This is a genomic window from Kitasatospora sp. NPDC002543, from assembly GCF_053594915.1.
Map to the genome: position 1 here is coordinate 1 of NZ_JBSFWR010000030.1, position 23428 is coordinate 23428.

Annotated in this window: 21 protein-coding genes; 10 read left to right on the top strand and 11 right to left on the bottom strand. The window is 72.9% G+C overall.

What is annotated here, in order from left to right; all coding sequences use genetic code 11:
* The first annotated feature begins 282 nt into the window (after positions 1-282).
* Positions 283-1068 carry a pirin family protein gene (locus ACWD4P_RS15285; RefSeq protein WP_449779919.1) on the top strand — a complete coding sequence of 262 codons (786 nt, stop codon included), beginning with the start codon at positions 283-285 and terminating at the stop codon, positions 1066-1068.
* 19 nt (positions 1069-1087) lie between these two features.
* Here the strand turns inward: ACWD4P_RS15285 and ACWD4P_RS15290 are convergent, their stop codons facing one another.
* Positions 1088-1924 (bottom strand): serine hydrolase domain-containing protein, encoded by an 837-nt coding sequence (locus ACWD4P_RS15290; RefSeq protein WP_449779920.1) that lies wholly within the window; start codon positions 1922-1924, stop codon positions 1088-1090.
* Positions 1925-2057: 133 nt separating this feature from the next.
* Here ACWD4P_RS15290 and ACWD4P_RS15295 point away from each other — a divergent pair, with 133 nt between their 5' ends.
* On the top strand, positions 2058-2561 hold the full coding sequence (locus ACWD4P_RS15295) for a MerR family transcriptional regulator (RefSeq protein ID WP_449779921.1): 504 nt from the start codon (positions 2058-2060) through the stop codon (positions 2559-2561).
* On the top strand, positions 2558-3571 hold the full coding sequence (locus tag ACWD4P_RS15300) for an aldo/keto reductase (RefSeq protein WP_449779922.1): 1014 nt from the start codon (positions 2558-2560) through the stop codon (positions 3569-3571). Before ACWD4P_RS15295 ends, ACWD4P_RS15300 begins: the two co-directional genes overlap by 4 nt.
* Positions 3572-3662: 91 nt before the next feature.
* Here ACWD4P_RS15300 and ACWD4P_RS15305 read toward each other — a convergent pair whose 3' ends face one another.
* A complete protein-coding gene (locus tag ACWD4P_RS15305; protein ID WP_359826605.1) occupies positions 3663-4241 on the bottom strand; it encodes a TIGR03086 family metal-binding protein in 579 nt (192 codons plus the stop codon).
* 102 nt (positions 4242-4343) lie between these two features.
* On the opposite strand from ACWD4P_RS15305, the gene ACWD4P_RS15310 reads away from it, so the two are divergent.
* Complete coding sequence (locus tag ACWD4P_RS15310) at positions 4344-5336, top strand: helix-turn-helix transcriptional regulator (RefSeq protein ID WP_359826602.1); 993 nt, start codon at positions 4344-4346, stop codon at positions 5334-5336.
* Positions 5337-5346: 10 nt separating this feature from the next.
* Here ACWD4P_RS15310 and ACWD4P_RS15315 read toward each other — a convergent pair whose 3' ends face one another.
* From ACWD4P_RS15315 to ACWD4P_RS15345, 7 genes are all read right to left on the bottom strand, one after another.
* On the bottom strand, positions 5347-6561 hold the full coding sequence (locus ACWD4P_RS15315; RefSeq protein WP_359826600.1) for an alpha/beta hydrolase: 1215 nt from the start codon (positions 6559-6561) through the stop codon (positions 5347-5349).
* A 222-nt stretch (positions 6562-6783) separates the two neighbouring features.
* Complete coding sequence (locus ACWD4P_RS15320) at positions 6784-7119, bottom strand: MmcQ/YjbR family DNA-binding protein (protein ID WP_359826598.1); 336 nt, start codon at positions 7117-7119, stop codon at positions 6784-6786.
* Between the two features lie 89 nt (positions 7120-7208).
* Positions 7209-8498 (bottom strand): acyltransferase family protein, encoded by a 1290-nt coding sequence (locus ACWD4P_RS15325; RefSeq protein WP_449779923.1) that lies wholly within the window; start codon positions 8496-8498, stop codon positions 7209-7211.
* Positions 8499-8525: 27 nt separating this feature from the next.
* Entirely contained in the window at positions 8526-9650 is a 1125-nt protein-coding gene (locus ACWD4P_RS15330) for an alpha/beta hydrolase (protein WP_449779924.1), read from the bottom strand.
* A gap of 177 nt (positions 9651-9827) precedes the next feature.
* The gene (locus ACWD4P_RS15335) at positions 9828-10502 is read right to left on the bottom strand and encodes a response regulator (RefSeq protein ID WP_188296493.1); all 675 of its coding nucleotides are present in this window, start codon (positions 10500-10502) and stop codon (positions 9828-9830) included.
* Positions 10499-11830 carry a sensor histidine kinase gene (locus ACWD4P_RS15340; protein WP_449779925.1) on the bottom strand — a complete coding sequence of 444 codons (1332 nt, stop codon included), beginning with the start codon at positions 11828-11830 and terminating at the stop codon, positions 10499-10501. The genes ACWD4P_RS15335 and ACWD4P_RS15340 overlap by 4 nt, the downstream gene beginning before the upstream one ends.
* A gap of 187 nt (positions 11831-12017) precedes the next feature.
* Complete coding sequence (locus ACWD4P_RS15345) at positions 12018-12704, bottom strand: TetR/AcrR family transcriptional regulator (RefSeq protein ID WP_359826588.1); 687 nt, start codon at positions 12702-12704, stop codon at positions 12018-12020.
* Positions 12705-12936: 232 nt separating this feature from the next.
* On the opposite strand from ACWD4P_RS15345, the gene ACWD4P_RS15350 reads away from it, so the two are divergent.
* Positions 12937-14526 carry an MFS transporter gene (locus tag ACWD4P_RS15350; protein WP_449779956.1) on the top strand — a complete coding sequence of 530 codons (1590 nt, stop codon included), beginning with the start codon at positions 12937-12939 and terminating at the stop codon, positions 14524-14526.
* A gap of 162 nt (positions 14527-14688) precedes the next feature.
* Here ACWD4P_RS15350 and aceE read toward each other — a convergent pair whose 3' ends face one another.
* Complete coding sequence (aceE, locus tag ACWD4P_RS15355; protein ID WP_359826583.1) at positions 14689-17439, bottom strand: pyruvate dehydrogenase (acetyl-transferring), homodimeric type; 2751 nt, start codon at positions 17437-17439, stop codon at positions 14689-14691.
* 516 nt (positions 17440-17955) lie between these two features.
* On the opposite strand from aceE, the gene ACWD4P_RS15360 reads away from it, so the two are divergent.
* The 5 genes from ACWD4P_RS15360 to ACWD4P_RS15380 all read left to right on the top strand — a co-directional run bounded on the left by ACWD4P_RS15360 (position 17956) and on the right by ACWD4P_RS15380 (position 22027).
* Entirely contained in the window at positions 17956-18393 is a 438-nt protein-coding gene (locus ACWD4P_RS15360) for a DUF3052 domain-containing protein (RefSeq protein WP_359826581.1), read from the top strand.
* 318 nt (positions 18394-18711) lie between these two features.
* A complete protein-coding gene (locus tag ACWD4P_RS15365; RefSeq protein WP_359826578.1) occupies positions 18712-19170 on the top strand; it encodes a peroxiredoxin in 459 nt (152 codons plus the stop codon).
* A 232-nt stretch (positions 19171-19402) separates the two neighbouring features.
* Complete coding sequence (locus ACWD4P_RS15370) at positions 19403-19978, top strand: TerD family protein (RefSeq protein WP_359826576.1); 576 nt, start codon at positions 19403-19405, stop codon at positions 19976-19978.
* Between the two features lie 227 nt (positions 19979-20205).
* Positions 20206-20784 carry a TerD family protein gene (locus ACWD4P_RS15375; protein WP_359830992.1) on the top strand — a complete coding sequence of 193 codons (579 nt, stop codon included), beginning with the start codon at positions 20206-20208 and terminating at the stop codon, positions 20782-20784.
* Between the two features lie 148 nt (positions 20785-20932).
* Positions 20933-22027: a DUF475 domain-containing protein gene (locus ACWD4P_RS15380; RefSeq protein ID WP_359830994.1), complete on the top strand. Its 1095-nt coding sequence runs from the start codon at positions 20933-20935 to the stop codon at positions 22025-22027.
* 95 nt (positions 22028-22122) lie between these two features.
* Here the strand turns inward: ACWD4P_RS15380 and ACWD4P_RS15385 are convergent, their stop codons facing one another.
* Entirely contained in the window at positions 22123-23271 is a 1149-nt protein-coding gene (locus ACWD4P_RS15385; protein ID WP_359830996.1) for a DUF2637 domain-containing protein, read from the bottom strand.
* Positions 23272-23428: the final 157 nt, after the last annotated feature.

Consider the following 23428-nt stretch of genomic DNA (forward strand, 5'->3'; position numbering starts at 1 on the left):
CGAAGACGTAGCACATCGCGGCGGTGCCGCCCTCGGTGGCGAAAAGCTCGGGCTGCCGCGGCGACGGGGGCCGCCCGGGGCGGTCGCGGCCCGGCCGCGCGGCCGGGCTCTTCCCGGTGGACTCGGGTGCGGGGCTGGGGCTGGGATCGCTCTGGGAGTTCGCGGAAGCGGCTGGCACAAGGACAAGACTGCCTCACGTGAGTGACTGCTCGTGCACACCCCCCGGCGGAGCGGCGCGGTGGCAAGAGTCACACCCCGCGCCCCAGCCACTACGGTGGGGGCGTGACCGAAGCCGCCGACCGCCCCCGCTCCGACCTGCGCCGCACCGCCGAGCGCTACCGATCCGTCCCGGCCGAGGGCGTCGAGACCAGGCACGCGTTCTCCTTCTCCGGCCACTACGACCCGAAGAACACCCACTTCGGCGCGCTGCTCGCGTGCAACGAGGAACTCCTCGCCCCCGGCGCCGGGTTCGAGGAGCACAAGCACCGGGACACCGAGATCCTCACCTGGGTGCTGGAGGGCGCGCTGGCCCACCGGGACTCGCACGGCCACAGCGGGGTGGTCCGCCCCGGGATGGTCCAGCACCTCAGCGCCGGCTCCGGCGTCACCCACACCGAGCGCAACGTCGGCGGCGCCACCGGTCCGGTCCGCTTCGTCCAGATGTGGCTCCAGCCGGACGAGTTCGACGCGCCCCCCGCGTACGGCCTGCGCAAGGTGGAACCGGCGGACGGCGGGTTGACGCTGCTCGCCTCCGGGCTGGCGCGCGACGCCGGGACGGACGCCCTGCGGCTGCGCCGCGGCGACGCCGCCCTCTGGCTGGCCACCGCCGGGCCGTGGCAGCCGTTGCCGCAGCTGCCCGAGGCGCCTTGGCGGTACGCGCACCTGACGGCCGGCTCGCTGGGCTACCGGACCGTCCCCGGGCCCAAGGGCGGCGGCCGCTCGATGGTGCCGGGCGACAGCGTGCGGATCACCGGCGAGGCCTTCGCCGACCCGGCGGCCGGCGAGACCGGCGCCGAACTCCTGCTCTGGGAGATGCACTCGCCGGTCTCGTACGGCCAGGGGCAGTAGGGTCGGCCGGGCCCTTCGCTCAGCCCCGCGCGAGCTCTTCGAGCACCGCGTCGGAGAAGGCCGGCCAGGCCTCGATCGCCCACGGCCCGAAGTCCCGGTCGGTGAGCGCGACGCAGGCCGTGCCGGCCTGCGGGTCGACCCACAGGAAGGTGCCGGACTGGCCGAAGTGCCCGAAGGTCCCGGGGGAGTTGGCGGCGCCGGTCCAGTGCGGGCTCTTGCCGTCGCGGATCTCGAAGCCGAGGCCCCAGTCGTTCGGGCGCTGGTGGCCGTAGCCGGGCAGCACACCGCTGGTGCCGGGGAAGGCGACCTCGCGGGTGGCCTGCCGGAGGGTGGAGGGGTCCAGCAGCTTGGGCGCCTGCAGCTCGGCGGCGAACCGGGCGAGGTCGGCGGCGGTGGACAGGCCGCCCGCGCCGGCCGGGGACTTGTGCGCGGTGTGGATCAGGGTGTCCGTCATGCCCAGCGGCTCGAACACGGCCTCGGCGACGTAGCGGGAGAACTCGATCCCGGTGGCCCCGGACAGCGCTCGGGCCAGCGCGTCGAAGCCCGCGTTGGAGTAGAGGCGGCGCTTGCCGGGCTCGCCGAACACCCGGTCCTCGTCGAAGCCCAGGCCGGAGGTGTGCGCGAGCAGGTGGCGGACGGTCGATCCGGGCGGACCGGCCGGGTCGTCCAGCTCGAACACGCCCTCCTCGACGGCGACCAGCGCCGCGTACGAGGTGAGCAGCTTGGTCACCGAGGCGAGCGGGAACAGGTGCTGCTGCGGCCCGTGCGCCCCCAGCACCGCGCCGTCGGCCCCCCGGACCACCGCCACCGCGGCATGGGGCACCGGCCAGTTCTCGATCATCCGCAAGCTCTCCATGGGGTCCGACTGTAGTCGCCGGGAAATTCATCGGAAAAGTGGTGGTGGACGCACCCGGCTACCAGGCTTGCTTGGAGTGCACTCCAACTCGGTAGCGTCGTTCACGTCGCACCACGACAGGGGGAAACGAGCGATGGCCGTACCCGCACGCATCGAGATCGACCTGCGGAGCTGCTCCGAGGTCTACAGCAGCCCGACCGGCGCCCCGGACCGGACGCCGAGGCACACCATCGGCGAGGTCGCCGCGGCGAGCGGGCTGACCGCCCACACCCTGCGCTGGTACGAGCGGATCGGCCTGCTGGACCCGGTCGACCGGGCGGCGGGCGGGCAGCGCCGCTACTGCGACGCCGACCTGCACCGGCTGGCCTTCCTGGGCCGGCTGCGGCTGACCGGGATGCCGGTGGCGGACATGCTCAGGTACGTGGACATGGCCCGCCAGGGCGAGCGGACCTACGAGGACCGGCGGCTGCTGCTGGAGGCCCAGCGCGAGGAGGTCCGGCAGCGGATCGTCGACCTCCAGGCGACCCTCGCCGTCCTCGACCACAAGATCGATCTCTATGCCGGGAAGGTCGCCGACGCCACCGGCACCCCGGTCAGATGCCAGAACATCCTTGGAGAGGAAGAGCAGAGCGCATGACTCAGACCGTCCTTCCCACCGTCGAACTCGGCACCGGCGGCCCGCTGGTGGGCGCCCAGGGCCTCGGCTGCATGGGCATGAGCGAGTTCTACGGCCCCACCGACACGGGCGAGGCGCTCGCCACCCTGGACGCCGCGCTGGAGGCCGGCGTCACCCTCTTCGACACCGCCGACATGTACGGCTCCGGCCGCAACGAGGAGCTGATCGGCCCCTTCGTCCGGGCCAACCGCGACAGGGTGGTGCTCGCCACCAAGTTCTCCATCATCCGCTCCGAGGAGGACGACGCGGTCCGCGGCATCAGCAACGACCCGGCGTACATCCGGACCGCGGTGGACGCCTCGCTGCGCCGCCTCGGGGTGGACGTGATCGACCTGTACTACATGCACCGCCGCGACCCGGCCGTGCCGCTGGCCGACTCGGTCGGCGCCATGGCCGAGCTGGTGGCGGCCGGCAAGGTGCGCCACCTCGGCCTGTCCGAGGTGACCGGCGCGGAGCTGCGCGAGGCGCACGCGATCCACCCGATCGCCGCGCTCCAGTCCGAGTGGTCGGTGTTCGCCCGCGACGTCGAGCGCACGGCGGTACCGGCCGCGGCGGAGCTGGGCGTCGGCTTCGTGCCGTACTCGCCGCTCGGGCGGGGCTTCCTGACCGGCGCCTTCCAGGACGCGAAGGAGCTCTCCGAGAACGACTACCGCCGTAACCACCCGCGCTTCACCGGCGAGAACGCGGCCGCCAACGGCCGGCTCCTCGACCCGCTGCGGAAGATCGCGGCGGCCCGCGGCGTGACGCTCGCCCAGGTCGCGCTGGCCTGGGTCCAGCAGCAGGCCGAGGTGCACGGGCTGGCCGTGGTGCCGATCCCGGGCACCCGCAAGCGCAGCCGGCTCGCCGAGAACGCCGCGGCGGCGACGCTGCGGCTGTCCGCCGAGGAGCTGGCGCTGCTGGAGCCGGTGGCCGACCGGGTGGCGGGGAACCGCTACGCGGACATGACCGGCACCTCGGCCTCGCGCGAGTAGCCGGGCGCCGGCGGCCCCGCCGGGCCGGAGCGCCCGTGGGTGCCGACGACCGTGCGGGGCCGGGGAGTCGCTCCCCGGCCCCGCGTCCCGGTCAGACGGAACGGCCCGTCCAGGCGGCCAGCCGGGTGTGCACGTCGGCGTCCTCGGCGACCGGCCGGACGGCGCCGAACGGCACGCCCGGCACCCGCTGCTCGGCGGGCAGCACGAACTCGGCGATGCCCAGGGCGGTCCGGGCCAGACCGTCGTCCAGGGCGAAGCCGTTGTCGAGGCTCCGGGCGATGTCCCCGGAGTGGGTCACCAGCTCCATCAGGTAGCCGCCGACCGCGACCGCCCCGGGCACCTCGCCCCAGGGGGCGAAGGTCGGGCGGCCGAGCTTGGCGTCGTCCGCCCAGGCGGCGGCCACCCGGGCGCGGGCGCGGCCCAGCGCGGCCGGCCAGCCCTCCTCCGACGGGTCCTCGACGGCGGCGACGCAGTCCTCGGCGCGGCCGCCCTCGCCCATGTACGCGAACCGGTGGATGCCGCCGACCACGTGGTTCAGCAGCTGACGCAGGGTGAACTCGGGGCAGGGGGTGGGCCGGTCGAGGTCGGCCGGGGTGACGGTGGCGATCAGCTTCTCCAGCTGGTCGAGGGCGTCGGTGTACTGCGGGCGGGCATCCTGGACGGCGGTCATTCGGCGCTCAACTCCCTGGTGTCGGACGGTTTTTCGGGCTCGGAACGCAATCTCCCAGTAAAACCTGACAACTGCCGTCAGGATTACTGGGATTCTTGGGGCATGAAGGCCGACCGCCTGCTCTCGATCCTCCTGCTGCTCCAGACCCGCGGCCGGGTGCCCGCGACGGAACTCGCCGAGCGGCTGGAGGTGTCCGTCCGCACCATCTACCGCGACGTCGAGTCGCTCTCCGCCGCCGGGGTGCCGGTGTTCACCGAACGCGGGCGGCACGGCGGCATCGGCCTGCTGCCCGGCTACCGCACCGACGTCACCGGCCTGACCGCGGACGAGGCCAGGGCGCTGTTCGTGCTCTCCGCCCAGGGCGCGCACAGCGACCTCGGGCTGGACGGCGCGCTCGGCTCGGCGCTGCGCAAGGTCATGGCGGCGCTGCCGGCCCCGCACCGGCCGGGCGCCGAGCGGATCCGCGAGCGGATCCTGGTCGACCCGGCCCGCTGGATGCAGAGCCCCGGCGCGGCCGGCCCCGGCGCCGGACCGGACCTGGGCGAGCTGCAGTACGCCGTCTTCGCGGACCGGCGGCTGCGGCTGAGCTACCGGCACGGCGGCACGCCCGCGCCGGTGGAGTACACCGTCGACCCGTACGGGCTGGTGAGCAAGGCCGCGGTCTGGTACCTGGTCGCCGATCTGCACGGCGAGCCGCGGCTGTTCCGGGCCGACCGGGTACTGGCCGCCGACACCACCGAGGAGCCGGTGCGCCGCCGGGCCGGGGTCGGACTCGGCGACGCCTGGGCGGTGCTGCGCGAGCAGGTGGAACGGCTGCCGAAGGACGTGCCGGTGCGGGTGCGGGTCCGGCGCGGACGGCTGGACATGTTCCTGCGCATCCACAGTGGCCGGGTCACCGCACCGCCGCCGGAGCAGGGCGGCGGGCCGCCCGAGGAGTGGGCCGAGGTGGCGATGGCCTTCCCGGCCCCGGCGGCCGTCCGGGCGCTGCTGGCCTTCGGCGCGGACGTCGAGGTGCTGACCCCGCCGGCCGCCCGGCGCGAACTGGCCCGGGCGGCGGCGGACGCCCTGCGGCTCTACCGGGAGCAGCCGGAGTAGCGCGGGCCGGTCAGGACGCGGGGTTGGCCCGGACCACGTCCTGGTAGTGCCCGAGGGAGATCGCCGCGAAGTTGCGCAGGCTGTCGGTGCCCTCGGCGAAGTAGCCGTTGTGCCCGGCCGCGCGGGCCGAGGAGATCTGCTCGGAGCCGAAGGCGCCGGTGGTCGGGTCGGCGCCGTGGCCGAGCCCGCCGACCTCCAGGAACGGCACGTTGCCGATCCAGTCGCTGGGGTTGCGGGTGGCCCAGACGTGCACGCCGGCGCCCAGTTCGCTGGTGTTCTGCACGCCCATGCCCGGGCTGCCGAAGACCACCAGGTCGGTGATGCCGGAGGTGTCGGAGGGCGAGGCGGCCGCGCGCGGGATCTCCGGGGCGGCGGTGCCGCAGACCACCGAGCCGTACGAGTGGCAGAGCAGCGACGCCGGCGCGTCCGGCCGGGTGGTCTCCTTCAGTCCGGCGAGCAGCCGCTCCAGCCGGGGCGCGGCGACGTCGGCCAGCCGGGAGGTGGCCGCGTCCGGGCCGAGGCCGGAGGGGGTGACGTAGCCGGTCCAGGAGATCACGGCGGTCCGGGTGGCGGGGGCCTGGCGCTGCTCCTCGGCGTACAGGGCGCGGGCCATGCCGGCCGGGGAGCGCAGGGGGTCGGCCGCCTGGTCGTGGTGGCCGAGGTCGGCGTCCGAGCCGGGGACGAGCACGGAGATCCGCTCGGCGTCGGCGAGGTCGCCCCACACCTCGGTGACCAGGCCGCGGCCGCGCGGGTCGAAGGCCAGGATCTGCCGGCCGGGGGCGAGCAGGTGGTCGACGTCGTTGGCGCGGGAGACGGCCAGGGCGCGGGTGTCGGAGTCCAGGGCCTTGTCGCCGGCGCGGGCCCGGGCGGCGTCGCGTTCGGCGGCCAGGGCGATCCGGTTGGCGCGGTAGCGCAGGTCCAGCGGGGCGCCGTCGTAGTTGCCGACGACCAGCGGGTAGTCCTGGATCAGCCGGTCCAGCTCGGTGGGGGCGAGCGAGGCGAAGAACGCCGCGGCGGTGGCCGGGGTGGTGGTGGCCGGGTCGGGCAGGGAGCGGCCGAACGAGTGGTCCTGGACCCAGGCGGCGCTGCCGGCCGGAGGCGTGGAGATCGCCAGCTGTTCGGAGGAGACCGCGGCCGCGGCGGCGGCGCCTCCGGCGTCGACGAGCACCGCGCAGCCGGCGAACGCCCCGATCAGTACCCGCTTCCAGCGTCGACGGTTGCGCACCGCACCAACTCCCTTGGGGTCCGTCACCGTTTCGCGGGCGGCGGCCCGGAGGGTGCGATAGCTCTGCTGACTTCCCTGCGCAAGCCTAGGGCGCCCGAAGGGGTGGCGGGAACGCCTAAACTGTGGGATGGATCACATGAACCAGGGGTGTCCGTACGACGTCTCCCAGTGGTTCGGAGAGCGGCCCGGACGGCCGGAACCGGCGGGCCCGCCGGGCCCCGATCAGGCGTCGAACTCGCGGACCAGGCGCTTCGGTGCCGTCCGCCGCCAGGCCTCGGTGACCAGGTCGCGCAGCTCGTCCTCGTCGACCAGGTCCAGCCGGACGCTCACCCAGCCGTGCCGCCCGACGTACGGGGCGGAGGAGAACACCTCGGGCTCGGCGGCGAGCAGTTCGGCCTGGTCCTCGGGGGAGGCCTTGACGGTGACGCCGGTCCCGTCGGGCGCGCCCATCGCGAAGATCCGGCCGCGGACCCGCAGCGTCTCGATGTCCCAGGTCGGCTCCTGGGCGGCCTCGGGCAGGGCCAGCGCCATCGCGCGGAACTCGTCGAACGTCACCATGGGGGCAGGGTAGGGCAGGGCGCCGACAGCGTGCCGCAGGGGCGCGGACCGATCGGCCCGCGCCCCTGGTGCGTCCTGCCGACGGTTCGTCACACCACGCCCAGCGCGTACGCCGCGAACAGTGCCGCCCCGGCCCCGGCCAGCGCCTTGCCGCCCCGGGAGAAGGCCGTCCACGGGCCGTCGAAGCGGCGGGTGAACCAGCCGAGCGCCACCAGCGCGGCGGCGAACAGCGGCAGCAGCGCCAGCCGGGCGGCCACCCAGCCGAGCGAGTCCGGCGCGGTGGTCAGCCCCGGGACGGCGCCCAGGCCGGCCGCGCCCGGCACCGCGACCGCGAGCATCGCGCTCTGGTGCCAGCAGAAGATCGTCATCGCCGACAGGTTGACCACCACGACCGGCAGCCACAGCAGCGGACGGCGGCTCAGCAGCCGGCCCAGCCGCTCCCGCAGCAGCACCGCGGCGCCGCACTGGAACGCCGCCAGGGCGAGCACCAGCAGGGACGGCGGGTGCGAGTTGGTCCGCGCGGCCCCGGGCACGCCGACCATGCTGGCCGGGTAGTGGAAGACCAGCAGCAGCGCGGCGAACAGCGCGCCGCCGCCGAGCAGCAGCACCCGGGCCGTCGGGCGGCCGAGCCGGCCCTGCGCCCAGAGCACGCCCAGCTGGTAGCCGAACAGCCAGCCCGGCAGGATGTTCAGCAGCGCGACCCAGGACGGCACCGCCTCGGCCCACGGCCCGTAGCGCAGCAGGTCGACGGCGGCGACCGAGGCCACCAGCAGGCCCGCCGACCAGCCGCCCAGCCGGCGCCCGGCGGCCACGCAGAGCGGGGTGAGCGCGGTCAGCCCCAGGTAGACGCCGATGTACCAGAGCGGCTGCACCACCAGGGTGGCGCCGGTGCGCAGGGTGTCCTCCGGGACGCCGAGCGCGGGCAGCAGCGGGAGCAGCGCCGCCCAGACGGCCGTCACCCCGAGCACCGGGCGCAGCAGCCGGACCGTACGGGCCCGCAGCCAGCCGCCGTAGGTGAGCCCCCTGGCCCGGGCCCGCTCCAGCGAGTGGACCGAGGAGTGGCCGCCGACCAGGAAGAACACCCCGAGCATCTGGAGCACCCAGCTGAGCGGGGCGAAGAAGCCGAGCGTGGAGAGCGGGCTGGCGTTGTGCAGGGCGCCGTCGGGGGAGCGGGTGAGGCCGCCGAGCATCCAGTGGCCGACCGGCACGGCGAGCAGGGCGAGGGCGCGCAGCCCGTCCAGGGCGCGGTCGCGGTCGGCCGGGGTCCTGGCGTCGACCCGGGCGGCGGCGCGGCGCAGGGCGGCGAGCGGTCGGGCGGCGAGCGGTCGGGGGGTGCGGGGCTCCGGGGTGCGGGGCCGGGTGGCGAGGGTGCTGGCCATGGTGGTGCTCCTTCCGGTGCGGGCGGGTCAGGCGCGGCCGAGCGCGACGGCGGCGTAGGCGGCGAGGGAGGCGGTGCCGGGGGCGAAGTAGCCGTTGTGGCCGTGGGATCCGGTGGCGGGCAGCGGGCGGGCGCCGAAGCCGGTGGCGGTCGGGTCGGCGCCGTGGCCGAGGCCGAACAGCCGGACCTTGGGCACGTCGCCGATCCAGTCGGAGCCGTTGCGGGCGGTGGCCCAGAGCGGGACGCCGGGGTCGAGGCCGGCCGCCGAGCCGATGCCCATGCCGGGCGAGCCGAGCACCACGAGGCCGGAGGCCTGGGCGGGGGTGGGGTGGGCCAGCCCGCAGACCACCGAGCCGTAGCTGTGGCAGAACACCGTGGGCGGGGCCTGCGGGCGGGTGGTGACGGCGAGTCCGTCGAGCAGCCGGGTGAGGCGGGGGGCGCCGGCCCGGGCCAGGTCCTCGGTGGCGGCGTCCGGTCCGAGGCCGAGCGGGGTGGTGTAGCCGGCCCAGGCGATCACGGCGGTCTGCCGGTCGGTGGCGTCCAGGAGCGCCCGGGCCATGCCGGCGGGGGTGCCGTAGGGGTTGGAGGCGCGGTCGAAGCGGAGCAGGTCGATGTCCGAGCCGGGGACGATCACGGCGGTGCGGCGGGCGGTGGCGAGGTCGCCGAACACCTCGGCGACCTGGCCGCGGCCGCGCGGGTCGAAGGCGAGGATCCGCCGGTCGCCGTCCAGCAGGGAGCGGTAGCGCTCGGCGCGGGTTCGGGCGGCCTCGTGGTCCTGCGGGGTGAGGGCGGGGTCGGCGGCCCGGGCGAGTTCGCGGGTGCGTTCGGCGGTCAGGGCCAGGGTGTTGGCCCGGTACCGGAGGGCGACCGGGGCGCCGTCCAGGTTGCCGACCACCAGCGGGTGCCGGGCGGCCAGGGCGTCCTGCTCGGCCGGGGTCAGCCCGGCGAAGAACGCGGCGACCTCGGCCGGGGTGGCGGCGGCGGGGTCGGGCAGCCGCAGGCCGAGCGAGGTGTCGGTCGTCCAGGCGGCGCTGCCCGGCGGCGGCCCGGTGACCGGGGTCTGGGTGTCGGCGACCCAGCCGCCCGTGCCGAGGGCGACCGTCAGTGCCACCGCGGCGGCGGCGATCGCGCGCCTGGCCCGGAATCTGCGCATGTCCCTGCTCTCCCTCGTCCGTTCGGATGCCGACTCGGTTCGGCCGCCGATTCGGTCCGGTCGCCGCTTCGGTGCGGCTTCCGACGGAGAGGAAGGTAGGAATGCGACGGCCCCGCGGACGTCACACCGCGGGGCCAACTCCCGGGTGCTACCCGGGTATCAGGGGGATATCCCCACCTACTGGCCGGGGGTCACCAGGCCGGACTCGTAGGCGAGGACCACGGCCTGGGCGCGGTCGCGCAGACCGAGCTTGGCGAGGATGCGCCCGATGTGGGTCTTGACGGTCTGTTCGGCGAGGACCAGCCCGGCGGCTATCTCCTGGTTGGACAGGCCGCGGGCGATCAGTTCCAGCACCTCGGTCTCGCGCGGGGTCAGGCCGTTGAGCCGCACCTTGGGGTCGCGCCGCCTGGCCGGGCGGGTGCGGGCGAAGTCCTCGATCAGCCGGCGGGTCACCGAGGGGGCGAGCAGCGCCTCGCCGGCCGCGACCACCCGCACCGCGGCGATCAGGTCGGCCGGCGGGGCGTCCTTGAGCAGGAAGCCGCTGGCCCCGGCGCGCAGCGCCTCGTACACGTAGTCGTCCACGTCGAAGGTGGTCAGCATCAGCACCTTGGGCCGGTGGGCGCCGGGCACCGCCGGGTCGAGCAGCCGCCGGGCCGCCTCCAGGCCGTCCATGACGGGCATGCGGACGTCCATCAGCACGAGGTCCGGGTGGGTGCGGCCGTTGACCTCCAGGGCCTGGGCGCCGTCCGCCGCGTCCCCCACCACGTCGATGTCGCTCTGGGCGTTGAGCAGGGCCGCGAAGCCCGCGCGCACCATGGCCTGGTCGTCGACGATGATCACGCGGATGGTCATGCGGGGGTCTCCCGTGGGGTGTCGGGGCTGTCGGGCCGGTCGAGGGGCAGGACGGCGGCCACCTTGAAGCCGCCGTCCGGCAGCGGGCCGGTGTCCAGCCTGCCATCGAGCAGCCGGACGCGTTCGCGCATTCCGACCAGTCCCTGCCCGGTGCCCTCGACCGAGGCCTCCAGCGACTCGGTGCGCTCCGGCGGGGGAGCGTTGACCACCGTCACCAGCAGCGCCGGGCCGTCGGTGGCCAGCGAGATCCAGGTCCGCGCGCCGGGGGCGTGCCGCACCACGTTGGCCAGCGCCTCCTGCACGATCCGGTAGACGGACAGGGCGACGGCCTGCGGCGCCAGGGCCGCCAGGTCGTCCAGGCCCGGCTCCGCCGTCAGCTCGGCCGGCACCCCGGCCCGGCCCACCGTCTCGACCAGCTGGGCGAGTTGGCCGATCCCGGGCTGCGGGGCCTTCTCCCCGCGGGACTCCTCGCTGCGCAGCACGCCGAGCAGCCGGCGCATCTCGGCCAGTGACTCCCGGGCGGTGCCGGCTATCGCGGTGAACTCCTCGGCGGCGTCGTCCGGCACCCCGGTGATCCGGTACGGGGCGCTGGCCGCCTGCACCGCGATGACCGACATGTGGTGCGCCACCACGTCGTGCAACTCCCGTGCGATCCGGGCGCGTTCCTCCAGCAGGGTGCGCCGTTCCCGTTCCACCTCGCTGATCTGTTCCTGCTCGGTGAGCAGCCGGCGGGCGACGGCACGGTCCCGGACGGCCCAGCCGAGCAGCAGCGCGGCGCCGCCGAGCGCGATCAGCAGCACGGTGGTGCCGTCGCCGGGGCGGGGCAGGCCGAGGGTGGTGGTGAGCACGGTGAGCAGGACGGTGGCGACCCAGACCGCCACCAGGGTGGCCCGGCTCTCCCGCAGCGCGAGGGCGAGCAGCAGGAAGACGTACGCGATGATCATCGGAGCCGTCCACGGCCAGGTGCCCATCACCTGCTCGTGGCGGGCGGTGACGGCGGCGGTGACGACCAGGGCGGTGGCGCTGATCCACCAGGCGGCCAACGGCCGGGTGACGGCGAGGAACAGCGGTGTGGTCTGGGCGATGGTGAGCGCGCCCGCGACGGGCAGCGCGAGGTCGTAGAAGCCGACCAGGTTGGCGATCCCGGTGGGGATCAGCGAGGCCTGCAGGGCGATCACGACGACGTACGGGATCCGGCGCACCCAGCGCCGGCGGGAGTCCCCGAGCAGCGGGGTGTCGTCCTCGCTCGGGGTGGTCAGGTGGTGCCGCAGGGTGCGCAGTTGGCGCAGTGCGAAACCGCGGGCGTCGGCTTTGGTGGGCGTGTTCATCGCGGGCCAGCCTAGGAGGGCGGAGCCGGCGGGGCGTCGCACTGGAGCCCGAACTTCCGGGTGCTACCGGGGTATCGGGTGATACCCCGGTATGACCCGGGCGTGCGGGCCGGGTGGTCGCGGGCGTACGGGTGGAGGGGTACGGGCGTTTGGGGCGCGGGCAGGACGGCCGGGGCGCGGGCGGCCGCTACGCCGGGTCGTGCCAGTGGCCGGCCAGGGCCGGGCCGAGCTGGTCGAAGTAGCGCTCGATCACCGCGACCATGCCCTCGGGGCCGGCCGGTTCGTGTTCGGCGCTCCAGGACAGGTGGGCCGCGCGCAGCAGGCTGCCGAAGACGGCGGCGAGCACGGCCGGGCGCAGGTCCCGGGCCGGGTCCAGGCCCTCGCGTTCGGCGAGCACCTGGACCACCAGCCGTTCCTGCTCGGTGACCCGGCGCAGGTGGGCGGCGAGCAGCGGGGGCGTCTCCTCGATCATCCGCATGAGTTCGAGGGCGCTGTGGATCGAGCCGGGGCCGGAGGTCTCCTCGCTGCCGAGCTCGCGCCAGGACTTGACGATCGCGGCGCGCAGGGCCTGGAGCGGGGGCTCCTCGGCGGGGCGGTGGCGCAGGCACTCGATGAAGTAGTCCTCGGCCACGGCCATCACGGCGAGCGCGACCTCGTCCTTGTTGGCGAAGTAGCGGAAGAACGTGCGCTGGGAGACGTCGACGGCGGAGGCGATCTCGTCGACGGTCGTGCGGGCGAAGCCCTGCCGGAGGAAGAGCACGTGGGCGGCCTGGATCAGGGCGTACCGGGTCTGTTGCTTCTTGCGCTCGCGCAGCCCGGGTGTGCGCCCGGTGCCCTCCGGGGCTTCGGTGGTGCGGGGGGTGTGAACGGCCATGGCGGGGCCTTCCGGGAGCGCTGGGTGTGGCGGGTGGGAACACGATTTTAGCGTTCTGACAAATGTCAGCAATGGCCAGAAGTCACTGTTTGCCGAATGTCAGGCACTGACATAATCTGCCGGGGTGGCGCCCGTCGGGCCGGGGCACCTGTGGGGACGGGTGGGCCGGGGCGCCACGACCGTTCCCGCACCCGAGCCACGCCCCCGGAGGGCCCAGATGAGTCAGTCCGTCGTGAAGAACTCCGAGGCGGACGCGCCGTCGCCGCCGAACCCGCCGTCGGGGGGCGGCCTCAAGGGGCACCCCTGGCTGACCCTGCTGACCGTCGCGGTCGGCGTGATGATGGTCGCGCTGGACGGCACGATCGTCGCCATCGCCAACCCGGTGATCCAGGAGAAGCTGAAGGCCGCGCCCTCCGAGATCCAGTGGGTCACCAGTGGCTACCTGCTGGCGCTGGCGGTCTTCCTGATCACCGCCGGCAAGATCGGTGACCGCTTCGGCCACAAGAACACCTTCCTGGTCGGCGCGGTGGGCTTCGCCGCCACCTCGGCCGCGATCGGCTTCGCCGGCAACATCCAGACCGTGATCGCCTTCCGGGTGCTCCAGGGCCTGTTCGGCGCACTGCTCCAGCCGGCCGCGCTCGGCCTGCTGCGCGGGGCCTTCCCGGCCGAGCGGCTCAACATGGCGATCGGCATCTGGGGCGGGGTGATCGGCGCCTCCACGGCGGCCGGCCCGATCGTCGGCGGCCTGCTGGTCGAGCACGTCAGCTGGGAGTCGGTGTTCTTCATCAACATCCCGGTCGGCCTGATCGCGCTGGCCCTGGGCATGTGGATCCTCAAGGACGTCCGGGCCGAGAAGGCCGCCAAGTCCTTCGACCTGCCCGGCATCGCGCTGCTCTCGGTGGGGATGTTCGCCCTGGTCTTCGGCATCATCAAGGCCCCCGAGTGGGGCTGGGGCGACACCCGGACGCTGCTGTTCCTGGGCGGCGCGGTGCTCCTGATGGTGCTGTTCGCGCTCTGGCAGGGCAAGGCCCGCGAGCCGCTGATCCCGCTCAGCCTGTTCCGCTCGGTGCCGCTGTCGGCGGGCGTGCTGCTGATGGTGCTGATGGCCTTCGCGTTCTTCGGCGCGATCTTCTTCGTGACCTTCTACCTCCAGAACGTGCACGGGATGAAGCCGGTCGAGGCCGGCGTCCACCTGCTGCCGATGACCGGGATGATGATCATCGGCTCGCCGCTGGCCGGCCTGGCGATCGGCAAGCTGGGCCCGCGCATCCCGATCGTGGCCGGCATGCTGATCACCACCACCGCGATGTACGGCATGTCCACCCTGGACACCGGCTCCGGCAACGGTGTGATGTCGCTCTGGTTCGTCCTGATGGGCCTCGGCATCAGCCCGGTCATGGTCGGCGCCACCGAGGTGATCGTCGGCAACGCCCCGCTGGAGCTGTCCGGCGTGGCCGGCGGCCTCCAGCAGGCCGCGATGCAGGTCGGCGGCAGCCTCGGCACCGCGGTGCTGGGCGCGCTGATGGCCGCCAAGGTCGGCGACGTGCTGCCGGGCAACTGGGCCAAGGCCGGACTGCCGCCGGTCGAGGGCGAGGCGGCCGAGGGCCTCAAGCAGGCCGCCCAGCTCGGCATCGCCCCGCCGGCCCCGGCCGGAACCCCGCAGCAGGCGGTGGACGCGATGGCCGGCGCCGTCCACGAGTCCTTCGTCAGCGGCATGTCGCTCGCCTTCGCGGTGGCCGCCGTGGTGGCCTTCGCCGCCGCCGTGCTCGGCCTGCTCACCCGGCGCGGCACCACCGACGCGGGCCCGTCCGTGCACATCTGACGGCCCCTGACGGACCGCGCGCACCGCGACGGCCCCGGACTCGGCCGAGTCCGGGGCCGTCGCCGTGCCTCCGCCGGCCCCACGGACCGGACCGCCGTACCCACCACGCCGAAGGGCCGGACCCCCGTACGGAGGCCCGGCCCTTCAGTGCCCAGGGGCTGATCAGGCGTCGCCGCCGGCGGCACCCGGGTCGGCCGCGGCCACGTTCAGCAGCTGGTAGCGGTCGATCGCGTCCTTCAGCGCCGAGCGGTCGATCTTGCCCTGCTTGGCGAGCTCGGTGAGCACGCCCAGGACGACCGACTGCGCGTCGATGTGGAAGAAGCGACGGGCCGCGCCACGGGTGTCGGCGAAGCCGAAGCCGTCGGCGCCCAGCGACTGGTACTGGTTCGGCACCCAGCGGGCGATCTGGTCCGGCACCGCGCGCATCCAGTCGGACACCGCGACGACCGGGCCCTCGGAGCCCTGGAGCTTCTGGGTGACGTACGGCACGCGCTGCTGCTCCTCGGGGTGCAGCAGGTTGAACTCCTCGGCCTCCACCGCGTCGCGGCGCAGCTCGTTCCAGGAGGTCGCGGACCAGACGTCGGCCTTGACGTTCCACTCCTCGGCGAGGATGCGCTGGGCCTCCAGGGCCCACGGCACGGCCACGCCGGAGGCGAGGATCTGGGCCGGGATCTGGCCGGCGGTGGCCGGCGCGTACTTGTGCAGACCCTTGAGGATGCCCTCGACGTCCACGTTCTCGGGCTCGGCCGGCATCTTGATCGGCTCGTTGTAGACGGTGAGGTAGTAGAACACGTCCTCGCCGTGCGGGTGTTCGGCGCTGGAGCCGTACATCCGGCGCAGACCGTCCTGGACGATGTGCGCGATCTCGAAGCCGTACGCCGGGTCGTAGGCCACGACGCCGGGGTTGGTCGAGGCCAGCAGGTGCGAGTGGCCGTCGGCGTGCTGCAGGCCCTCACCGGTCAGCGTGGTGCGGCCGGCGGTGGCGCCCAGCACGAAGCCGCGGGCCAGCTGGTCGGCCATCTGCCAGAACTGGTCGCCGGTGCGCTGGAACCCGAACATCGAGTAGAAGACGTAGACCGGGATCAGCGGCTCGCCGTGGGTGGCGTAGGAGGAGCCGGCGGCGATCAGCGAGGCGGTGCAGCCCGCCTCGGAGATGCCGTCGTGCAGCATCTGGCCGGTCGGCGACTCCTTGTAGGCGAGGAGCAGGTCCCGGTCGACCGACTCGTAGGTCTGGCCGAGCGGGTTGTAGATCTTCGCCGACGGGAAGAGCGAGTCCATGCCGAAGGTGCGGTACTCGTCCGGCGCGATCGGCACGAAGCGGTTGCCGATGCCCTTGTCCCGCATGAGGTCCTTGAGCAGCCGGACGAACGCCATGGTGGTGGCGATGGTCTGGTTGCCGGAACCCTTCTTGACCGCCTTGTACGCGTCGTCGCCGGGCAGTTCCAGCTTCCGCGGGCGGACCTTGCGGGTCGGCACGTAGCCGCCGAGCTCCTCCCGGCGGTCGTGCATGTACTGGATCTCCTCCGAGTCGCGGCCCGGGTGGTAGTACGGCGGCAGGCCGTCCTCGAGCTGCTTGTCGGTGATCGGCAGGTGCAGCCGGTCGCGGAAGCGCTTCAGGTCCTCGACCGTCAGCTTCTTCATCTGGTGGGTGGCGTTGCGGCCCTCGAAGTTGGGGCCCAGCGTCCAGCCCTTGACCGTCTGGGCGAGGATGACCGTCGGCTGGCCCTTGTGCTCGCGGGCGGCCTTGAACGCGGCGTAGATCTTCTTGTGGTCGTGGCCGCCGCGACCCAGGTGCTGGATCTGCTGGTCGGTCATGTTCTCGACCATGGCGCGCAGGCGCAGGTCGCCGCCGAAGAAGTGCTCGCGGATGTACTCACCGGTCTCGGTGGCGTACGTCTGGAACTGGCCGTCCACCGTGGTGTTCAGCTTGTTGACCAGGATGCCGTCGCGGTCCTGCGCGAGCAGCGGGTCCCAGCTGCGGTCCCAGACCAGCTTGATCACGTTCCAGCCGGCGCCCCGGAACTGGGACTCCAGCTCCTGGATGATCTTGCCGTTGCCGCGGACCGGGCCGTCCAGACGCTGCAGGTTGCAGTTGACCACGAAGGTCAGGTTGTCCAGGCCCTCGCGGGCGGCCAGGGACAGCTGGCCGAGCGACTCGGGCTCGTCCATCTCGCCGTCGCCGAGGAAGGCGTAGACCTGCGAGTCGGAGGTGTCCTTGATGCCGCGGTGCTCCAGGTAGCGGTTCATCCGGGCCTGGTAGATCGCGCCGAGCGGGCCGAGGCCCATCGAGACGGTCGGGAACTCCCAGAAGTCCGGCATCAGCCGCGGGTGCGGGTAGCTGGAGAGGCCGTACGGGGCCTTCGACTTCTCCTGGCGGAACGCGTCGAGCTGCTGCTCGGTGAGCCGGTCCAGCAGGAAGGCCCGGGCGTAGATGCCGGGGGAGGCGTGGCCCTGGAAGAAGACCTGGTCCCCGGACTCGCCCTCGGCGTCCTTGCCGCGGAAGAAGTAGTTGAAGCCGACGTCGTACAGCGACGCGGAGGAGGCGAAGGTGGCGATGTGGCCACCGACGCCGATGCCCGGGCGCTGCGCCCGGGAGACCATGACGGCCGCGTTCCAGCGGGTCGCGTTGAGGATCTTCCGCTCGATCTCCTCGTTGCCGGGGAAGAACGGTTCGTCCTTGGTCGCGATGGTGTTGACGTAGTCCGTGCTGCGCATCTCGGGCACGGCGACACGCTTCTCGCGGGCGCGCTCGATCAGCCGCAGCATCAGGTAACGGGCACGCTCACGCCCCCGCTCGTCGATGGCCGCATCGAGCGACTCCAGCCATTCCGCGGTCTCCTCGGGATCGAAGTCCGGGACCTGACTCGGAAGGCCGCCAATGATGATCGGGTTGCGATCGGATCCGGAAGCCACGCTGTTCCTTCACTGTCGGTCGAAACTGAGGTGTGTCGCGCCGCCTCCATCGTGCTACCGCGCTCGGAGATCCGTCATCTCTACCGATCGGTAACCGTTCCGCCTGGTGGGCGGTCCGGTCTGGCGGCGCGCGGTGCGGGCGTCTTCGTCCGCTCCGCACACCCCCGGGTGTTACGAAAAGAGGTGGTCCGACCTGGTGTCCCGTCCGCCCGATGGCGGGCGGCCGGGGTGAGGGCCAACAGGAGACTCTACGCCCGCGCACGCGCGGACCCGAATGCCGTTCGCATCTCGGGCATGCGTACGGCCTGTGGGCCGGGACCACCCGAAGCATCCTTGGCCCATGCAGAAAAGGGCAAATCGGTGTGATTCCCGCCACGTCTCGCGGCGTGTCCCCCTGCGACACGTCAACCTTTGGAGGGGATCGGGGGTCGGGTACTTGCGCGAACCGCCGCGCCCGTGTGGACTACGGCCACAGCCTCGGCATGGACGCCGAGCCGAATACTGGAGGTTATTCCCGTGAGCGCGACCGCGGACCCCGCGGACAAGTCCAACCCGGCGACCCGTCTCGGCTTCGAAGAAGGCCAGATCATCCAGGAGCTGGGGTACGACGAAGACACTGACCAGGACCTCCGCGAAGGCATCGAGGAGCTCACCGGGACGGATCTCGTCGACGAGGACTACGACGACGTCGCCGACGCCGTCCTGCTGTGGCACCGCGACGACGACGGGGACCTCACCGACTCCCTCGTCGACGCGCTGGAGTACCTCGCGGAGGGCGGCCTGATCTGGCTGATGACGCCCAAGACCGGGCGGGACGGCCACATCGAGGCCTCGGACATCAGTGACGCGGCCAAGACCGCGGGCCTCTCCCAGACCAGCTCGATCAACATCGTCAAGGACTGGGCGGCCACCCGGCTCGCGACCAAGTCCACGGCGAAGGGCGCCAAGCGCTGAGCGGGCCCTGAAGCCCCGCACCGGGCCCCGCCGGAGGAACCCCTCCGGCGGGGCCCGCCGCATTCCCCGGCGGGCCCGGCCCGTCGGCCCTCGCCGGGGTCCCCGCCGGGCCTTCGTGGCCCTCGCCGGGGTCCCCGCCGGCCCTCGCCGGGCCTTCGCGGGTCCCCCGGACGGCCCGCCCGGACGTTCGCGGACGGCGAACGGGAGGCGGCCGCGGCCACCGGCCTCATCCGTTCGGTCGAACGGCCGTAAGCGGATGCGAGGATGTGGCCTGCCGCGCCCGCCGCGCGGCGCGGTCGCGTCAGAAAGGTCCCGCTCATGGCCATCGAGGTCGGTACCCAGGCTCCGGACTTCGAGCTCAACAACCAGCACGGCGAGTCCGTCCGGCTCTCCGACTTCCGCGGCCGGAAGAGCGTCGTCCTGGTCTTCTACCCGTTCGCGTTCACCGGCGTCTGCACCGGCGAGCTGGGCGCCATCCAGCGGGAGCTGGCCGGCCTGCAGAACGACACGGTCCAGGTGCTCGGCGTCTCCTGCGACTCGCAGTTCTCCCAGCGGGTCCTCGCCGACCGGGAGGGCCTGGAGTTCCCGCTGCTGGCCGACTTCTGGCCGCACGGCGAGGTCACCCGCGGGTACGGCGTCCTGGACGAGGAGCGGGGCTGCCCGCTGCGCGGCACCTTCGTGATCGACACCGCGGGCACGGTGCGCTGGAGCGTCGTCAACGGCCTCCCGGACGCCCGGGACGAGCGGGAGTACCTGAAGGTCCTCGCGGCGCTCTGAGACCGCCGCCCCGGGCCCGGCCGGGCCCCGTCCGGCGCCCCAGGGCCCCTCGGCGGAGCCGCCGGCCGGGTGCCGTCGGGCCGTGTCCGGCCTGATCAGGGGTGCGGACGGGAACCCCGTACTACGCTCGGGCCGTTGGCGGGGTGGGGAGCGGGAGCCGATCGGCTCCCGCCGCCCCGGACCGCACCACCGGGGGCACCACTGGACGTGCCTCCCGATTCTTGGAGGACTAGTGGGAGTCAGCCTCAGCAAGGGCGGCAACGTCTCGCTCACCAAGGAGGCACCGGGCCTCACGGCCGTGGTCGTCGGCCTGGGCTGGGACGTCCGGACCACCACCGGCGCGGACTTCGACCTGGACGCCAGCGCCCTGCTGTGCAACGCCCAGGGCAAGGTCGCCTCGGACGGCAACTTCGTGTTCTTCAACAACCTGAAGAGCCCGGACGGTTCGGTCGAGCACACCGGTGACAACCTGACCGGTGAGGGCGAGGGCGACGACGAGGCGATCAAGGTCAACCTGGCCGGCGTGCCGGTCGACGTGGAGAAGATCGTCTTCCCGGTGTCGATCTACGACGCCGAGACCCGCGGCCAGAACTTCGGCCAGGTGCGCAACGCCTTCATCCGCGTGGTGAACCAGGCCGACAACACGGAGCTGGCCCGCTACGACCTCTCCGAGGACGCCTCCACCGAGACCGCGATGGTCTTCGGCGAGCTGTACCGCAACGGCAGCGAGTGGAAGTTCCGCGCCATCGGCCAGGGCTACGCCTCGGGCCTGCGCGGCATCGCGCAGGACTTCGGCGTCAACGTCTGAGCCTTCGGACGCACCCAGCGGCGCGGCTCGCGCGCCGCTCTCCCGGGGCGGCCCCGGACCTCCACGGTCCGGGGCCGCCCCGGTTCCGTCCGCCCCGGTGCCGCGGGGGTCCGCGGCGCTGCGAGGATGTGAGTTCAGGAAGTTCAGCCGACCAAAGCCGGTCGGCCGGGGCCGCGGGGGATTACACCTGGATGGCGCCCCGGGAGAAGCAAGGGAGGAAGAACGTCATGGTGGTCACGCTCGCCAAGGGTGGCAACGTTTCGCTCACCAAGGCCGCGCCGAACCTGACGCAGGTCCAGATCGGCCTCGGCTGGTCCGCCCGTTCGACCACGGGCGCGCCGTTCGACCTCGACGCGAGCGCCCTGATCTGCGGTGGCGGACGGGTGCTCGGTGACGAGTACTTCGTCTTCTACAACAACCTCAAGAGCCCCGAGGGCTCGGTGGAGCACCAGGGCGACAACCTCACCGGTGGCGACGACACGGGTGACGACGAGGTGGTCCTGGTGAACCTGGACCTCGTTCCGGCGCAGGCCGACAAGGTGATCTTCGCGGTCTCGATCTACGAGGCCGAGGCGCGGCTCCAGAACTTCGGTCAGGTCCGCAACGCCTACATCCGGGTCGTCAACTCGCTCGACGGCCAGGAGATCGCCCGCTACGACCTGTCCGAGGACGCGTCCAGCGAGACCGCGATGATCTTCGGCGAGCTGTACCGCTACGCGGGCGAGTGGAAGTTCCGCGCAGTGGGCCAGGGGTACGCCTCCGGCCTGCGTGGCATCGCGCTCGACTTCGGCGTGAACGTACAGTAAGGGCGAAAATAGGACTGATCGCACCCGACCCGATCATGAGAACAGAAGGCAGTGCGGGGGTGACCTGACCGGGCCGGGCCCGGTCAGGGGCGTCTCGGGGACGAGGCCGCCCCCGGCACGGCCAGAACCCGAAAGGTAGCCAACTCCCGTGTTCCTCCGCACATTCGGCTGGTCGTTCGCGATCACCGCCATCGGCCTGGTCGCGGCCGGACTGCTCTGGGGAGCCCAAGGCTTCGGCATCGTGCTGATCCTCTCCATCCTGGAGATCTCCCTGTCCTTCGACAACGCGGTGGTCAACGCCACGGTGTTGAAGCGGATGAACCCGTACTGGCAGAAGATCTTCCTGACCGTCGGTGTGCTCATCGCGGTCTTCGGCATGCGCCTGGTCTTCCCGCTGCTGGTCGTCGGCCTCACCGCGAAGCTCAACCCCGCGACGGTCATCGACCTCGCGCTGCACTCCGACAAGACCCACGACGGCCTCACCTACGGCCAGTACCTGGAGGCGGCCAACCCGGCCATCGCGGCCTTCGGCGGCGTCTTCCTGCTGATGATCTTCCTCGACTTCATCTTCGAGGAGAAGGACCACAACTGGCTGTCCTGGATCGAGCGCCCGCTGGAGAAGGTCGGCAAGCTGGAGGCCTTCTCCACCGTCGTCGCCCTGGTCGCCCTGCTGCTGGCCTCCAACTTCTTCGCCGGGGAGCACGCGGAGACCGTCCTGCTCGCCGGCGTCCTCGGCCTGGTCACCTACCTCGCCGTCAACGGCCTCTCCTCGATCTTCGAATCGGGCCTGGAGGCCGAGGAGGAGCGCGAGGAGGCGGCGGAGAAGTCCGGCAAGTCGATCATCCAGGTCGGCGGCAAGGCGGCGTTCTTCCTCTTCCTCTACCTGGAGGTCCTGGACGCCTCGTTCTCCTTCGACGGCGTGGTCGGCGCGTTCGCCATCTCCAGCGACATCTTCCAGATCACCCTGGGCCTGGGCATCGGCGCGATGTACATCCGCTCGCTGACCGTCTTCCTGGTCCGCAAGGGCACCCTGGACGACTACGTCTACCTGGAGCACGGCGCGCACTACGCGATCGGCGCGCTGGCGGCGATCCTGCTGGTCGGGATCAAGTACCACATCCCGGAGATCGTCACCGGCCTGATCGGCGTCGCGTTCATCGGACTGGCGCTCGGCTCGTCGGTCCTGCGCAACCGGCGCGAGGGCGCGAGCGAGGAACCGGAACTGGTCGGCTCCGAGAAGTAGCCGCCGTCCGACCGGCACGCGAAACGGCCGCCCCCGGGGTTTCCCGGAGGCGGCCGTTCTTCGTGGTCCCGGTGGTACCCGTCGGGTCCGGCGGGTCAGCCGAGCTGCTGCTCGATCGCGCGCAGCTTGCGCTCCAGCGAGTCCAGCTTCGGCATCGACAGGGTGTCGTCGTCGGCCGTCAGGTCGACGGTCGAGTCGCTGCGGGACGACCCGGTGCCGGCGGATGAGTACGACGACGAGGAGTAGGAGGAGGAGTAGGACGACGAGGAGGAGTAGGACGAGCCGACGGCGGCGCGCGGGCGGCGGCCGGCGTCCAGGGCGGCCGGCTCCGGCGAGCCGGCGGCGGAGGTGGTCGAGGCGGTGGCGTCGGATCCCGCGGCTAGGGCAGGCTCCGTAGCGCTCGGGCCGTCTCCGGCAGCCGTGAGGGCGGGAACCTGGCGGCCGCCGCGGGCCCGGGCGAGCATGCCGCCCTGCCGGGAGATGGCCTTCAGCTCGGCCCGCTCGCGGCGGTCGGCGGTACGGGCGCGGGCCTTGGCGTCCAGCTTCGCCTGACGCTCCTCGCGCACCTCCTCGACCGCCTCGTCCAGGCTGCGGACGTTCTCCAGCAGCATCAGCGACCAGGCCGCATAGGTCTCGCGGGGCGCGCGCAGCCAGCGGACGATGCGGATCTGCGGCAGCGGGCGCGGCACCAGGCCCTGCTCGCGCAGCGCGGCCTTGCGGGTCTGCTTCAGCGCGCGGTCGAACAGGATCGCCGCCGAGATCGACATGCCGGAGAAGAACTGCGGGGCACCGTCGTGGGACACGCCGCGCGGGGCGTGCACCCAGTTGAACCAGGCCGAGGCGATCGCGAACACCCAGACCAGCAGGCGCGAGCCGAGCGCCGCGTCACCGTGGCTGGCCTCGCGGACGGCGAGCACCGAGCAGAACATCGCGGCGCCGTCCAGGCCGAACGGGACGAGGTACTCCCAGCCGCCGGACAGGCCCAGGTTCTCCTTGCCGAAGCCGACCAGGCCGTGGAAGGAGAGCGCGGCGGCGACACCGGCACAGCAGAACAGCAGCGTGTACGAGGAGATGCCGTAGATCATCTCCTTGCGCCGGCGGCGCTCCTCACTGCGCTCCCAGGAGTCGCCGGACTCGTCCTTCTTCGAGCTCTTGAAGCGCAGTGTCGCCATCAGGACGGCGACGAACAGCAGGGCTGCGCCGCCGACGACGGTCCAGACCAGCTGTATGGAGGTCAGGTTCATTGCGGGTCGGGCCTCGGGTTTCCGCAGGGGACGGGATCACAGTGCGACACAGGCGGTCAGGACCAGTCGTGCGGGCACTGCCTGACGGTTCGTTCGTCGCCGCACGGCATGCCCGCCGCGCCCGCGCAGGGGCGGACGGGACACCTGTGCGGCTAGA